This window comes from Priestia megaterium, from assembly GCF_046599315.1.
GTDB classification, from domain to species: Bacteria; Bacillota; Bacilli; order Bacillales; family Bacillaceae_H; genus Priestia; species Priestia megaterium_F.
This window is the reverse complement of the sequence record NZ_JBKIKC010000011.1, coordinates 73,391-89,051: the sequence shown is the minus strand read 5'-3', so window position 1 is coordinate 89,051 and position 15,661 is coordinate 73,391. Positions and strand designations below refer to the sequence as shown.

The window sequence follows — 15,661 nt, the reverse complement described above, 5'->3', positions numbered from 1 at the left end:
GACATACGCTAACCCATGTCTTTTATATATAAATGATTTACTTGATGTAGATCAGAAAATGGATTCCTTAGATCTAATTTCGTTTAATCTTCATCTACCTCAATAAAGTCTTCGTGTTTAAACACCATTGTTACAGTTGGACGTCCATCATTACCTCCGAACAATGCTACTTCGATGCCTTCTGCTTCCTTATCTGTATCACCTTCAACTGTTACACGAAGCATGTTATCACCTTGAAAAGTAGTCGGACCAGCAAAAATCCTTAAAACTGTACAGTGTTCTGATGGTAGGGTTACTAGTTGATTGAGAATTGTAGATTCTGGAGCAGTAGTTGGAAAAATAGTATCCGCACAACGGTCAACCGTTACACAGACAGTTTTAGTGTGATTAGTAGGATTTTTAAGACCAATTAGTAAACGGTCTACAGGTAGATTGCTGGTACCGTCAATAAATAATGGTATAAAAAATGGACCTGATGTGATTTTATCACCCATTTGTTAGTTTACCTCCTTTACTTTTAATAATATATTTTATTCATAACTATCAGTAGTGAACTGGACAAACTGTTCAAGGTAATACACTGTTTTTCTCATTTTTATCTCATATTAACAATTGTTTCCTGAAAAAAGACATTTTTATTACGCATAATCTATACAATTCCAGTTAAAATAATGGATTTTATTGATGTAAACAAAAAGCTCAAAAAGTTATTTTGTTTATTTACTTTCAGTAATGATACATTTTATAAATTATAAACACTGAATACATCAAATTACGAAGAGAAAACTACTTCTCGGACCCAGAAGTAGTTTTTTCTATTTCACGCTATATATCATATATAACATTAGTTCACATAATGGGTTTTATAGATAGTCATAACGCAAAATGAGAAACATAAAATACAATCAGGAACTATCAGCCTGATCTTTCCTTAAGAAAAAACAATCCACCTCCCACGGATTGTTTTTTCTCTTTTTATATGAATGATTAATTTTTTTACATCTAGAGCAAACTATTCAAAATACAATAAAGCATCATCACATATTCCAATTCCCTTTACTCTGTTATCTTTAAATTACCTTTTTACAATCGGAGGTAATTCCAAAAGGTTTCTCAGTAAAACTATCTTTTGTTCAGAAGATAATTCAAAACTAGGACTGCTTGCCAACAAATAGGGCTCATTAATAACTACTCCTATTACGACTTCACTTGAAGGGGTGCTTTTACCCGGTATATACCTGCCCCTAAGTCCCCAAATAAATATAAACCACCAGCATTCGTTTTAGTGATATCAATAATGTTTTCAATCCCATTAGAAACAGAATATAAGACAACAATAGCATTAGCTATTGCCTGACCGTTTGCAGCATCTGTTATAATTCCACTTATGGTTCCAGTGTTAGAATCTGGATCTGCAACAAGAATCATATTAACAGAAGCAAAGTCTCTATCTGAAATTGTAGCTGGATTACTCTGATTAGATAAGAAACCTGCTTTGCTTACTGCAACAAAATAGTTACCATTTTCTAAATCGGCAAATAAATATTGTCCTTCGCTGTTCGTACTCACGATACCTATTATTTCAGTAGTAGTACCCGCTATCCTGAATAATTCAACCGTTGCATCTTCAATAGGTTGATTATTTGTAGAAGTTTGAACGATTCCAAAAATCGCATTTTTGTTTGCATTGGGATCTACTTGCATTGTAATAGGTACGGTGGTTGTTCTATTTGCTAAAACTGTAACAGTAACTCTAAGTGGCGTTAAAAACCCTGGTTCAGCAGCCGTAATAAAATAGGAACCAACCGGAACACGTGGGAAAATAAATTGGCCGGCCGGATTACTATTATTGTGTTCAAAAGGGAGACCATTGGCATCAAATAATTTTACTGTGGCAAATGGAATTGCGGTACCATCCGGACGTCTTACAGTACCTGAAATGATACCTGCTTCTGCAGGTGGAGCAGCTTGCAACTGAAAATTATTAGTTTCTTCTTTGCGACCATCAATCGTGATTAAAGGACTAGGTTGAAGCTTATATCTATCAATGATTGCCATTATGATTGTCACCTCTCACATTATCTTATAAATCATATATTCACATTAAAATACTAGTAATAAGATATGCATGTGACAGGAGACAAGTATAGACTTATATACAATAAAACTAATTTTTTCTCTTTTTATGATGTATGTTTATACATCTTTAATTGACATAATAGATTTTATAGGAAATTACTATGTATAAACAGTAAGGATAAATAAAAAAGCTAGCATGAAGCTAACTTTTTAAAATGGTAAATAATAATTAAAATAAAAATGATCTTTAATTATTAGCAACCTCCACCAAAGCTGCCAAAACCACAGCCGCCTCCACCGTAACCATATCTGCAACCGCCAAAGCCCATATTTTCACCCCCTATATGCTTAATACTTTTAGGATATGTATAGAAAATTAAAATGCCCGCCTATACTCTGCAATGGTAGAAATATATATAAACCCTTTGGATTAGTTTACATAGAATGAATGAACCACCCCATTTAATCCCAGTAGATCAGTTACCCTCCCTAACGGATTTGCAGTTGTTAAAAAAACAGAAAAAACTCCCTGCCGCCTGGGAGTTTTTTTCTGTTTTTAAGCTATATACATTCTTTCCTCTATAAATTGAGAAAGTAATATTAGGGGTTTATTTCTAAAATAAGATAGTGACATATTTTATTATTTGCAATCATAAAGAACAAGAGGAATAAATTCTGTAAGGGGGTGGGACTGATGCGAGAAAGTTATAGGAAATGGAAAGAACACCCTTATGACGGAGAGAAAACCCCTCCTAAAGGCTCTTCAGAAGCAGGATATTGGCCAATGTTTTTCTTTTCAAAAGGTAGAGATAATAATTTCTTAGACCCCTTTCATCAACCTATCAATTGGAGAATTAAAAATCCTAATGAGATTAATTGGCAAACAGAACTTTTTCTAGTGGATCAAACATTAAGGTCGCTAACCCCTCAACAAAGACAAATTGCGCGATATTGGGGTACGGGTGAACTAAGTGCAAAAATTACTGCTATGATTTTTGATTTAGGTGAAAAATATAAATTAGGATCACCTAATATTGCCAGAGCACTAGGGTATTCCAATGCTGCTATAAACGATACATTCGTAATCACATGGTTTTTAAAATATCTATGGGATGTAGCACGACCAAATCAATATGGGAGAAATTTATCTACTGTATTGATTACTCCCCGTTTCCCATCTTATCCTTCTGCCCATGCTACTATTGCAGGATGTTCAGAAATATTATTAAGTTATTTCTTTCCCACAGAATCGGCAAAAATAAAAAATTTGATGAAAGAAAGCGCTCAATCTCGTTTATATGCTGGGGTACATTTTAAAGTAGACAATGATGAAGGTTTAAGATTGGGAAGACAAATGGGTGAAACAGTCGTAAAGCTAATGAAATCACAAAACTTAAATATCATTCAATAAGAAGCAGAGTTGTTGTATTTGTTTCTTTCAAAAATCATAAAAGAAACTTTTAACTCCTACTTGTATACTCTCACTATATCAATCAAAGCTAATAAAATTTTATAATATCAGCATTTGTCCAAACACTTGTAATTACTTCACATATCATAAATTATGCGACGAAACATTTTGTCTCTTTCTATAAATGGGAGAAAAAACTACTGATTGCACGGGACTGACCCCATAGAGTGAGACAAATAAAAAACACCTTTAAGTTAAAAAATGGGTATGTAGTACCTAACAATAACTCGGAGGTGTTTTTTCTATGGGAAAAAGAGTGAGCTATCCAGTAGAAGGGAAATTAAAAGCAATTGAAATGAGATTGGCAGGAGTACCGGTCAAAGAAGTGATGGAAACTTTACAGATCCGCAACCATACACAACTCAAAACATGGATGAGGTGGCATAGAAATGGAGAATCCTATCGCCTGGCACAGCCCGTTGGGCAAACATACACCCATCGAAAAGGGCCTCATTCTCAAGATACTCCATCAAAGTTACAAGCTGAAAATCGATATTTAAAACAACAGATTGAAGTCTTAAAAAAGTACAAAGAGTTGGAAAGGGAGTGGTACCAGAAGTAGTATTGAACTTAGTAGAGGGATTAAAAGAGAAACTGCCTATCTCTCAAATCTGTCAGTGCCTGGGTATTCCTCGATCCACTTATTATCGTTGGCACAAAAATGAGCAAGGAGAAGAAACAAGGAGAAAGAAATGGATAGAACGAAAAGTTGGTGAACAGTGCCGTAAACATAAATTTCGATATGGCTATCGAAAAATTACAGCGTTACTCAATCAAACCATGCATATCAACCATAAAGGAGTGCAGCGTGTCATGCAGAAATACGGTTGGCCATGTCGTGTGAAAAGGAAAAAACGGAAACAAACAGGACAACCTTATCAGGTTGCAGAAAACGTGTTAAACCGTAATTTCCGAGCAGAGCGTCCTCTTCAAAAGCTGGTTACCGATATTACCTACTTGCCTTTTGGACCTAAACAGTTGTATCTTTCAAGTATTCAAGATTTATTTAATGGTGAAATCACTGCGTATTCAGTGAGTGATTGTCAAAACGTAGAATTTGTTTTAGATACATTAAGTCAACTCCCTCCTTTACCTGAGGGATGTACGTTGCATAGCGACCAAGGTTCGGTTTACACATCATATGCGTATCAACGAAAAGTCAAAGAAAGAGGCATCATCATGAGTATGTCCCGCAAAGGGACACCTGCAGATAATGCCTCCATTGAATCGTTTCATTCCAGCCTAAAGTCTGAAACGTTTTACCTCGACGGGTTAACATGTACTACGACTGCCATCGTAGAACAAACTGTCGAAAGCTACATTACTTATTATAACCATATCCGTATTCAAACGAAACTAAACAACCAGTCACCGGTACAATACCGACAACTGGCTGTTTAAAAGGTGTTTTGATCCCTGTCTCGAAATCAGGGGTCAGTCCCCACATCAGTAGTTTTTTCTGTTTTTAAGTTGTATATGTTACTCATCTTTAGTTAACATAATGTGAATTACGAGAATCAAAAAACCTTGGAATCAATGATTCTAAGGTTTTTTGGTATTTATTTGAAATATAAGGACATAAAAATAAAAAGTTATATTTTTATCCAGATTAATACTATGTATTTTTCATTTATAAGATCACCTATATCCAACTTGAAGCATAAACAAGAAAAACATTTATACTATATTTTTACTGATTTTAGGAGCCACATATGCGACTCCTTTTAATTACTATGAATGTGATTCTTTTCAATAGCCTCCCCCATATCCGTACCAAGGGTAATATGGATATGGATAATAATATGGTGGATAATATGGGTAATATGGCCGTGGACGTGGATAGTAATATGGTGAGTAATAGTATAGATAATATGGTCTTGGTCTTGGTCTTGGCCTTGGATATGGGTATGGGTAGTGGCTATATGGTTGTCTTTCATCTCCAAGAAAAAGTTGTTCTCCAGAATTAAAGTCTTGATGCTCCAAAATATAACCTCCTAGATATATTTTCTACCTTCTACTTTATTCAACTGTTTAAGTTTTGGAGTAAGTACAAGAGAGGTGATTAAAAATATAAATAGAAATACCAGTTACTGGATTCATTTTCCGTTCAAAAAAACAGAAAAAACAACTGGGTCCGGTCAGTTGTTTTTTCTGTTTTTAAGCTGTATATGGTATACATCTTTGGTTAACATAATGAATTTTATAGGAAAAAGACACAAAAATAGTACAAGCTTTATAAAAAACTAGCGCCTGTCCAACCCCTTTTCATCACTTTGCATACTATAATATTGAGCAACCTCCTTGCTCTTCAAATAGATCTCTAGTTCATATATTGCTACTAGAAAGAAGCCCATGAATTAATTCATGGGCTGTTTGCCATCCTTACAAAGGATGAAAATAGAGTAAGAGTTGTGGTATTTATCATACATACTATATGTTGCTGTCCATTACTAAGCAAATTGTCCAGATGAATAATAAAAAATAATTAGAGCAAACTACTCAAGATGGAATAGAGCATTATCAACATAACATCTATATTTCAACGACTAGGAAAACTACTGTACAGGAGCAGTAGTTTTTTCCGTTTTTATATTGTATAGAATATATAAGGTTAGTTAACATAATGGATTTTATCAAAAATAATCAGAAATCAATATTAAAACATAATATATAGATAAAGAAATCTTTATTGTAAAAGAGACATTGGCTGACATAGTGTCAATGTCTCTTTTGCATTCAGATGAAAATTTAATAATAAATAAACATTATAGAACTCCAATAACCGAGGTGAAAATATATGGAGACAGAAAAAGGCGACAAATATACAGAAAACGAAGACCTGAAATTAAAATTTGAAAATGTAATTGCAATCGGGGTTTGGATTAAAACGTTTGGCCAAATTATTGAAACCATTGGGGTATCAAATTTATTTTTAATCAATGAAGATCCATCATCTGGTGATGAAAAAGTGGTATCTGCAGTTTGGATTGAAACGTTTGGCCAATTTTTACAGACTATAGGAGTAACACAACAAGTTTCAGCAATAAATGAACAGATAACATTTAAAGCTCAAGAACTTGAAATAATAGGGGTTTCCCTTAAATCCTTTGCTCATGCTTTAGAAGCTATAGGTGGAATTGAAATACTACAAGAGGAAAAACAAACAGATATAATGGATTTTATACCTTAAAACAGTTATATCTGTTTGTTAATTTTTTTGTAAGGTAATTTAAACATACACATGGGACTGCATAATTACTTATATAAAAACACATTTATTTTGTTATTCTTATCATCAATAGTTGCTAATAAAATATTCTTTATATCTAAACTATGTACTGTTCTAATCTGATTTTTTACCCAATTTTCATCTTTACCCGTCTGTTTTAATTCCTCAAAATCAATCTTTCCATCTTTAATGATTGTTATAGGAAGAGAGAATGACTTTGTCATTAGCTTCATATCTTTAGGAGTTAGTGTTTGATACTGAGATTCTAAAAAAAACGAGATAGTACCATCTGATTCCCATAATGCTAGAGCAACTTGTTGAATATCATGTATTTGTTTTTTTCTTAATTCTGTTAGTAAAACATCAATGGGGATCCTAGCTTTAGTTAGACCTTTATAAAGTATCTCCCCATTTTTTATAAGAGGAAAGGGCGAAGGATCGACAAATTTTGTGAATTTTAACCACTTAAGACTTAAAAATACCATAATAAGATATAAAATGACCAATACACCTATCGTGATCATAGAACCCTTCATTCCTAAATGTTGATCTGACAAAGGATGAGCAATAATATTCCCTATCGATAAAGCCATTATAAAATCAAGTAACCTTAACTGAGACAGCGAGCGCTGTCCCATTATTTTAGTAACAATGAGTAAGAAGAAAAAAGAAATAACTGCTCTTAGAATCCATTGAATTGAAGTGAGTGATTCTTGACTATAAAAAAAATCCAATACATTCACATCCTAAGTATTAGTCGAAAACCTCAAAATTAGTATCAACTATTAGCTATTAATTATTAACATAAAGATATCTATCTTATACAAATGAGTAATTTCTAACAATTAGAGCAAACTATTCAAGACGCCGTGAGGCATCTTCGGAAATCCTTTAGCAATAAAGCAGAAAAAACTACTACTTCTCTCCGACGACGTAGTTTTTTCTGCTTTTTAGGCTGTATATGCTATTCATTTCTAGTTAACATGATGTACTCTATCGGCAATTACTATGTATAAACAGTGAGGATAAATAAAAAAGCTAGCATGAAGCTAACTTTTTAAAATAGGAAATAAGGCTAAATAATAATTAAAATAAAAATGACCTTTAATTATTAGCAACCGCCACCAAAGCCTCCGCCAAAACAAGAAGCGCCAATAATGATTAATAAAATGAATAGTACAATGATTAAGGCAAAGCCGCCACCACAGCCACCACCGCCATAGCCGTAACCGCCGCCATAACCACAGCCACCGTAACCTCCAAAGCCCATATCTCCACCCCCTACATGTTTAATACTTTTAAGATATGTATAAAAAGTGAAAATGCTCCTCCATACTCTGCACTGGTAGAAATAATAGGATTTTTGTAGATATATATAAACCATTTAGATTAGTTTACATAGAATGAATGAACCATAACATTGAATCCCATTAGATCAATCACCCTCCCTAACGGATTTGCAGTTGTTAAAAAAACAGAAAAACTCCCTGCCGCCTGGGAGTTTTTCTGTTTTTTAGATGTATATCATATATATATTTAGTTAGTATAATGGATTTTATTGGAATTCATTATTTGAAAAGGTTTTGAATATTATTAGAGAAGGCTCTAGGAATGCCACTTCGATAAAGCCATCTCTATTTTAAAAGAAAAAACAATCTGTCTTCCAATACAGATTGTTTTTTCTTTTTTTTGACTTTGTAAATTATGAAGGTGAAAAATGAAGTTAAAAGGATTCTAAGTGTGAGACGAAATTTATTCGAGCTATATTATATGCCTTCATTTTCCTTTAGGTAACTTGCCTAAATTGAATATTTTTCTATCATTTGAACAAACTACTCAAGATGATTCCGATAATCGTCTAATCGTCCAATAAGTAGTAATATGTAAAACAGAAAAATCTACTGTGCAGGAGCAGTAGATTTTTCTGTTTTTAAGCTGTATATGATATACAGAGTTAGTTAACATAATACCTCTTTCCGAAACACATGGGAAAAGAAACCCCTTGGCGTAGAGGGGTTTCGATGAGGGTAAAGTTTCTTTATTATGCAGCTTTTTATACATCCTTGATGTAACAGCATTCACCTAAAGGATTAATAGACAGAGAATGTATAAAAAGTGCCCCTTTTATACATATGCTAACCCCTATAAAAAATCGCCTATATGCGAAAAATATGATAAACCAACTCCGAAGTATCTCTAAAAAGCAACCTCTGCTGATCCCTCGAGGTTGCTTTTTATTTTGTTAACGATAAAAGTAATGAAAACGTTTTTTAGACTGATAATATCAGTATTTACGGGATTTAGAGATTACCTGCAAGTGTGTGAAAGTCTTTTCAAGGCGAAAATACTGATACACAGGGTCAACACTTTTAATTTTTTTGATTAACCCTATTTGTGAATCTCTGCTATTAGTCACACTTTGAAAGGGAAGCAGGGAAAAAGTCTTTTCCCGTTGAAGGTTACTGCTTGAAAGGTGGTAGCATTATGGCTGGATTTGATGAAAACGATCTTGAGCCTAAAGTTGAAGCACTAATTGACCGATCCCCTGAGGAAAGAGACATTTATCGTTATATGCGGGATGAGTTTGATAAAGTTTTAGATACATATGACCCTGATATTTACGATAGGGAGGTTGCTGTGAAGGCAAGTGATAAGTTTGACGTGTCTGTAGATTACACACTTGATCTTTACACTAGGATGGTATTTAAGATTGCGGAATTTCAACAGCGACGATTCAATAAGTCAAAATAACCGACTAGAAGGCACTCCTTGGAGTGCCTTTTGTCTTGCTTAGTTTATATTATCCTCTTATCTAAAACGTCTGTAGGAAGCTGTATAGACCTCAGATAAGTCCTTTCTCTTTGAACACCTTCCTTAAACATTCATTCACCAGTTCACTTTTAATTCCACTGTCTACTTTGTCAATGATCTGTAGTACATCGTTATCCAAATAAAATCCCCTAAATTCTCGCTTTACTTTTTTCCCAGCTAACAGACGATCAATGTTATCAATCTTCTTTTTACTATTCTTTTTCATATTCTTTCTGATAATAGATTCACTATCAATATCGCTATCCTTTTCAGGTCTATTTTTATTAACTTTTTGAATTGAACTTGCTACTTCTTTATTAGCCGTCCGAATATTCTTTTTCACTCTCTTTTGAATAGGAAATGTGCCCGTTAATTGTTTGGTAGTTTTACTATTCTTCTTGAATACTTCATCGATGTCCTTATCGAATATAGATTCATCTGTTCCTACAAAGTTATACTTGCCTTCCACACTGTCCCACTCAAAACCTAATTTCTTAATTTTTGTCTGAATAGTTCGGTCTGAAACCTCATACTTTTTGGCAAGGTCATTTACCTTTAATTTCTTGTCACTAATAGCTTCAATCATGTCTCTTACTATCATTTTAGCCACCCCATCCAATAGTAATATTACTAACTCATTTCACCTTAACTTATACTCTTTTATGTTAATAAATTCACCTTTAATTTCGATAGCAACTTTAGCACCACTCCCTGGAATAAAACGTGGAAACAGGAACTACAAAACATTGGTATTAACGAACTGAAAAAATTTTAAGTGTCTTCTCTATCAAGTTGTTGTAAAATAGAAAAAGCGTATTGGAGATTGTTTCAAAAAATTTACGTCATCTAACCTATTCCCAAAGCACAGGGAGTAGGTTTTTTATGTTGTTGGACTACTGTGGTGAAATTAGTAAAGAAGTAGTTCGTAAATGCATTTCTAATTTGCTTGTAGCATTCAATAGCAACACGCTTATGCATTAAAAGATTGAAAGTTAGTGTGTATCTGATTCAGACACCAGTCGGAGCATATATACATACCGCCTCTATACATGATCGTCTCAGCTATGTACTTTTGATTGATAGGTTTGATCGGTGGCGAGGCTGCCAAGCTGGGGAGCCAAATAGCCTCAATTAATAACTTTAGTATGTAATTGTGTATAGTCCATAAAAAATCAACGTCTAAAAGGGTACACCTTTTTAGACACCTAAAAATCCAATGATAAAACGTCTATTTATCATTTAAAATAGGCTTTTTTATACGTGTAAAAAACAATAGACCTTATTGTACGTTTTGTCATATACTTGAACTATCTAATAAAAATAAGGATGGTCTTAGCAATGGGAATCAATTTTGGCTATATTCGTGTAAGTACAAATGAACAAAATTTAGATAGACAGTTAGAAGCAATAGAACCTTACGTAACGAATGAAAAATACATATACAGCGATAAGGCTAGTGGTAAGGATATGGAACGCGAGGGCTTTCAAAATATGCTTAGAGCAATGAGAAATGGTGACACACTGTACATTAAATCTATTGACCGCCTGGGACGAAACAAAGCACAGATTAAGAAGTATTTAGAGCAGTTTAGGAATGACGAAATTAGAGTCAAAATTATTGATTTACCTACTACTATGCAAGACGTATCAACGGGGAAGGAATGGGTCATAGACATGATAAATAACATCATTATAGAGGTTTATACTTCTATGGCCCAACAAGAAAGAGAAACGATTTTACAGCGTCAACGAGAAGGCATAGACATTGCTAAATCTAAAGGGAGACACCTTGGTCGTCCTGTCATCGCTTTACCTAAAGAGTGGGATAGACTCTATAAAGAATGGATAGCTGGAAAAATCACCGCTATAGCATTTATGAAGGAAGTAGGAATGAAAAAAGCGACATTTTATAATAAGGTAAAGGCTTACGAGGGGAGGGGGTAACGTTCTTTTGCCTTTTTATTTTGTTGGATATGCTAGCAGAATAGGTGATGCTTGTTAATTGCCCTTAATTACCTGTGGTTAGTCAATTGATTAATCATTTTATTTCATATTCTTTGTACTCAAAGTTCCCATTAGATCCCACCATTTTGGGAATGAGGAAAAGCATTAGCGTTTAAATAATACTATAATTCCAGTTACAAAAAAATTTTATAACTCATTTTGTAATCCCGGTACAAAAAGGAAATACAAGGAAACCTCTAAGCTCTTTATTATCCTGAAGAGGTGACGTTACAATTAAATATTCAAAGACAAACAGTAACTAAGTACGCTAGGCCTTTTGAAAATGAGAGTCTTGTATTCCATAAAGATGACAAGGGTAACAGAGCTTACATCGATACAAACGTTTCAATGTTCAGAAGAGTTACAGATATTTTAAAAAACTGGTATAACCCTTGAAACGTCCAGAAAAGGCCTAATACCAACGTATAAGAAAGATTTTATAACTCTATGCGTTACAGAAATATCTACTGAAAATGAGCATTATAATAACGGTGTAAACGAAAAATCAAATGTGCTTATGCAAGATTTTGCTTAACAACAAGAGTTAATAATTGACTCAAACAAAAAAGTTGATTTTCTCCAGGAACGATTGAATGAGTATGGGCTCGATTTAAACTTTTAGAACACATAGAGAACATCAGAAAGAGAGAAAGGAGGAAATGCCGCTCATTGCCTTATATAAAGTAGCAGTTGCTAAACAAGAGAATCAAAAAAAGGCTTCTTCGCTCGTCTATTCGGAAAATAGGACAAACAAAGAGATCGCATTCTTTTCATCTACCAAACAAAAAGAATTAAGAAAGAATCATTAAATAGGTTATTGCTAACCCAATATTGTTAGCAAATTCACTATCCTTGGTTTCATAAAAAATCCGTTTATGTTTATTATATCAATCCAACTTTTGTTCATTATTATATGAACTCTTAGATAATAAATTTTTCACTTTTAAAGGAACATATTTAAAGCATTGAACTAGTGGTTAATTGAATTTGTAAAGCCCTAGAATATATTCTAAGGGGTTTACAAATTCAATACTTATAGGCGATCATTTTGATGGCTTGTACATCCTGGAAACTACATTTATTACGTTTTATTAATATCTCTATACCTTTTTTCAAAAAAGAACTTAATGAGACTGAAGGCTGAAAAAAATCGTTGTAAAGGTGAGTGAGCTTATTAACAAAATAAAAAGCAACCTCGACAATTGGCAAGCGAGGCTGCTTTTTACATCTAATATTTTTCATAAGGTAGAAATATCAGTAAACAAATTATAACATGTTTTTCTATAAAGACTACATTTTTCCGTAATAGCATATGTATAAAAGGTGCACTTTTTATACATTTTGTTTTTACTTGTCCTTTCAAGAAATCCTTTTGTATCAAGGATGTATAAAAAGCTGCATATGGCAAAAACTTATCCTAGTTGAAACCCTTACTCCCATAAGGGTTCTTTTTTGTGGTGTGTTCTGGAAGAGTGATTATGTTAACTAACTTTGCATACTATATACAAGCGCAAACAGAGAAATTTGAAGAAGAGAAGGGATCTTATAAACATGAAAAATTATTATAAAGATTTAAAATTGACTAAAAGTGAAATTGAAGATAATAAACATAGGGAAGTAGTTGGTGGTCTGTGGGAAGAAATAGGTAAACTTCAATTTGATTTTCTGGTAAGTAAAGGATTAAAACCAGAATATTCTTTGCTTGATGTAGGTTGTGGTGCTTTAAGGGGAGGGATCCCTTTTATTAACTATTTAAATAAAGGAAACTATTATGGTATAGATATCAATCAATATCTAATTGAAGCTGGAAAAAGAGAATTAGAAAAAGCTGGTTTATTAGATAAACAACCAAATTTTTTAGTTAATGAGGGGTTTCAATTTGATTTATTTAGTCGAAAGTTTGACTTTGCAATTGCTCAATCGGTATTTACCCATCTCCCTTTAAATGTTATACATCGTTGTTTGGTGAATATCGAAAAATCTTTGAAAAAGGGAGGTAAATTTTTTGTAACTTTCTTTGAATCTGATGATAAATTTAATCTGGAGGGAATTTCACAATGTAGAGACGTTATCACTTTCTTGGACAGAGATCCATATCATTATCACTATTCAGTCTTTCCCTATTTAATCGAGGGGTTACCATTAAAAATTGAATATATAGGCGATTGGAAGCATCCTAGGAATCAAAAAATGTTATGTTTCAGTAAATAAGCTTACGAAATAATTCTAGTGTTTAGATTGTTGGATTCATAAAAAATCAATTTAGAGAAAGTAGATACCCATGTTTTTAGCGGGTATTCTGTACTAGAATTGAAATTTATGGATTTATCTTCAAGTAAACAAATAATGTATCCTCTTTGGAGGTTCGACAATGAACGAAAGTATATTAATAACTTCAAATTCAAATCAATTTGTTCCTGATTTTTTGATTGTTGGTGCCCAAAAATGCGGGACTACTTCTCTTTATAATTATTTGATCCAACATCCTCAAATTATTCCTGCTTTATGTAAAGAGATTCATTTTTTTGATATCCACTTTGAAAAAGGTCTCCATTGGTACCAAAGTCAATTCCCGGCATCACTAGAATCTAAAAGAAAAGGGATTACAGGGGAAGCTAGTCCATATTATATATTTCATCCTCATGTACCTAAAAGAATCTTTCAAATCATGCCTAAAATAAAACTAATTATTTTATTGAGAAATCCAGTTGATAGAGCTTATTCTCATTATCATCATCAAGTTAAAATGGGAACAGAACTTTTATCTTTTAAAGAAGCTATAAAAAAAGAAGAATCACGATTAAAACCTGAAATGATGAAGATGCTTAACGATGAAAATTATCATAGTCTTCCTTATCAGTACTATTCTTATGTGGCAAGAGGACGTTATGTGGAACAATTAAAAGCTTGGATGAATCTTTTTCCAATGAAACAATTTCTGATTGTAAAAAGTGAAGATTTTTACTTGAATCCAGAAGTTATATTTCATCATGTCTTGGATTTTTTAGGATTACCAAACTTTAAGATACAACAGTATACAAAGAATAATGCTGGCGATTACCCTAAGCTGGATTTACAACTAAGAAATGAACTTCTAGAATACTTTAAACCTTATAACCATCAGCTTTATAAATATTTAGGTGTTGATTTTAATTGGTAACAATATAAAATGCTCAACAAGAGAGCTGTTGAGCATTTTATATTAAATTTGAAATATTGAAATCAAGCAAACTATTTAATATTGTTCTAAATGTGATAAACATTCATTATTTAATTATACTTATAGATAATATTGCATATTTCCTTGATTTTAACTAACAGTACCGGGAAGTTCAAATCTAAAAAAATCCCCCGATTTAAATGTTGCATTAACGTCAATAGTTCCTAGAACACCTACTAATCCAGTCATAAAAGGAACTATATTAGGAGTATTTAATCGTATTACAACTTCAAATTGGCTAGGAAAAAGTAGCTGAGGAGTGAAGTTTCGAAAAGTCCCACTACTTGGGGGAATTGAAAAAGTTTCATCTAACAAGGTATCTTTGGGTGATTCGAATGTATCAAAAACTAAAAGTCGAACTGTTTGTGTATCTGCAGTCTTATTCATAAGGTCTATACGAAGAGTGGCAAGGTTTAATAATCCACCTACTTGTCCTGTTGAAGAAATAAACATAAAATATAATAAAAATATATGAATTTTTTTTGATTTTGCTTGTATGCTTGTCTATGTTTATCTAACCCTTAAAAGGATTTCAGATAATCTTTGAGTAAATATTAATACCGAACGAGTTCTAGGCTACATTTCAGGGAGGTAGGGGGTGTTATACACAGCTTCTCTCAATTCATAGAAAGAGCACCTTTATAATTTTCCTAAATAGTAATTATTTTATTTCCTATAACGTTGATTATGTTAACTAACCTTGTATACCATATACAGCTCAAAAAACAGAAAAAACTATTGGTTCATCCGGCACCAATAGTTTTTTTCGTGACGTAATTAGAAGTTAGTCGTGATGATTTTATACATCTTGAGTAGTTTGCTCTTCCTAATCTGATTTATACAATGT

Annotated in this window: 13 protein-coding genes; 8 read left to right on the top strand and 5 right to left on the bottom strand. The window is 32.9% G+C overall.

Annotation, left to right across the window (positions count from 1 at the left end; all coding sequences use genetic code 11):
- Positions 1 to 83 precede the first annotated feature (83 nt).
- Together ACLHDF_RS23815 and ACLHDF_RS23810 are read right to left on the bottom strand one after the other, a co-directional pair.
- Positions 84 to 494, bottom strand: coding sequence for a hypothetical protein (locus ACLHDF_RS23815; RefSeq protein WP_413921063.1), 411 nt, complete (start codon positions 492 to 494; stop codon positions 84 to 86).
- 703 nt (positions 495 to 1,197) lie between these two features.
- Positions 1,198 to 2,058: an MSCRAMM family protein gene (locus ACLHDF_RS23810; RefSeq protein ID WP_413921062.1), complete on the bottom strand. Its 861-nt coding sequence runs from the start codon at positions 2,056 to 2,058 to the stop codon at positions 1,198 to 1,200.
- Positions 2,059 to 2,773: 715 nt separating this feature from the next.
- On the opposite strand from ACLHDF_RS23810, the gene ACLHDF_RS23805 reads away from it, so the two are divergent.
- The 4 genes from ACLHDF_RS23805 to ACLHDF_RS23790 all read left to right on the top strand — a co-directional run bounded on the left by ACLHDF_RS23805 (position 2,774) and on the right by ACLHDF_RS23790 (position 6,740).
- Positions 2,774 to 3,490 carry a vanadium-dependent haloperoxidase gene (locus tag ACLHDF_RS23805; protein WP_413921061.1) on the top strand — a complete coding sequence of 239 codons (717 nt, stop codon included), beginning with the start codon at positions 2,774 to 2,776 and terminating at the stop codon, positions 3,488 to 3,490.
- 304 nt (positions 3,491 to 3,794) lie between these two features.
- A protein-coding gene (locus tag ACLHDF_RS23800) for an IS3 family transposase (protein ID WP_413921060.1) occupies positions 3,795 to 4,951 on the top strand; the annotation gives its coding sequence in 2 pieces (ribosomal slippage) (positions 3,795 to 4,065 and positions 4,065 to 4,951; 1,158 coding nt in all).
- A 389-nt stretch (positions 4,952 to 5,340) separates the two neighbouring features.
- A complete protein-coding gene (locus ACLHDF_RS23795; RefSeq protein ID WP_413921059.1) occupies positions 5,341 to 5,517 on the top strand; it encodes a hypothetical protein in 177 nt (58 codons plus the stop codon).
- Between the two features lie 830 nt (positions 5,518 to 6,347).
- Positions 6,348 to 6,740, top strand: coding sequence for a hypothetical protein (locus tag ACLHDF_RS23790; protein WP_413921058.1), 393 nt, complete (start codon positions 6,348 to 6,350; stop codon positions 6,738 to 6,740).
- 65 nt (positions 6,741 to 6,805) lie between these two features.
- On the opposite strand, the gene ACLHDF_RS23785 is transcribed toward ACLHDF_RS23790, so the two are convergent.
- Together ACLHDF_RS23785 and yjcZ are read right to left on the bottom strand one after the other, a co-directional pair.
- Positions 6,806 to 7,513: a DUF421 domain-containing protein gene (locus ACLHDF_RS23785; RefSeq protein WP_413921057.1), complete on the bottom strand. Its 708-nt coding sequence runs from the start codon at positions 7,511 to 7,513 to the stop codon at positions 6,806 to 6,808.
- Positions 7,514 to 7,890: 377 nt separating this feature from the next.
- Complete coding sequence (gene yjcZ, locus ACLHDF_RS23780; RefSeq protein WP_057237973.1) at positions 7,891 to 8,049, bottom strand: sporulation protein YjcZ; 159 nt, start codon at positions 8,047 to 8,049, stop codon at positions 7,891 to 7,893.
- 1,214 nt (positions 8,050 to 9,263) lie between these two features.
- Here yjcZ and ACLHDF_RS23775 point away from each other — a divergent pair.
- Positions 9,264 to 9,530 carry a hypothetical protein gene (locus tag ACLHDF_RS23775; protein ID WP_413921056.1) on the top strand — a complete coding sequence of 89 codons (267 nt, stop codon included), beginning with the start codon at positions 9,264 to 9,266 and terminating at the stop codon, positions 9,528 to 9,530.
- A 91-nt stretch (positions 9,531 to 9,621) separates the two neighbouring features.
- Here the strand turns inward: ACLHDF_RS23775 and ACLHDF_RS23770 are convergent, their stop codons facing one another.
- Entirely contained in the window at positions 9,622 to 10,191 is a 570-nt protein-coding gene (locus tag ACLHDF_RS23770; protein WP_413921055.1) for a hypothetical protein, read from the bottom strand.
- A 737-nt stretch (positions 10,192 to 10,928) separates the two neighbouring features.
- Here ACLHDF_RS23770 and ACLHDF_RS23765 point away from each other — a divergent pair.
- From ACLHDF_RS23765 to ACLHDF_RS23755, 3 genes are all read left to right on the top strand, one after another.
- A complete protein-coding gene (locus ACLHDF_RS23765; RefSeq protein WP_413921054.1) occupies positions 10,929 to 11,534 on the top strand; it encodes a recombinase family protein in 606 nt (201 codons plus the stop codon).
- A 1,611-nt stretch (positions 11,535 to 13,145) separates the two neighbouring features.
- Positions 13,146 to 13,805 carry a class I SAM-dependent methyltransferase gene (locus ACLHDF_RS23760; protein WP_413921053.1) on the top strand — a complete coding sequence of 220 codons (660 nt, stop codon included), beginning with the start codon at positions 13,146 to 13,148 and terminating at the stop codon, positions 13,803 to 13,805.
- Between the two features lie 160 nt (positions 13,806 to 13,965).
- Positions 13,966 to 14,754, top strand: a complete 789-nt coding sequence (locus ACLHDF_RS23755) for a sulfotransferase domain-containing protein (RefSeq protein WP_413921052.1) — start codon at positions 13,966 to 13,968, stop codon at positions 14,752 to 14,754.
- The last annotated feature ends 907 nt before the right edge of the window (positions 14,755 to 15,661 follow it).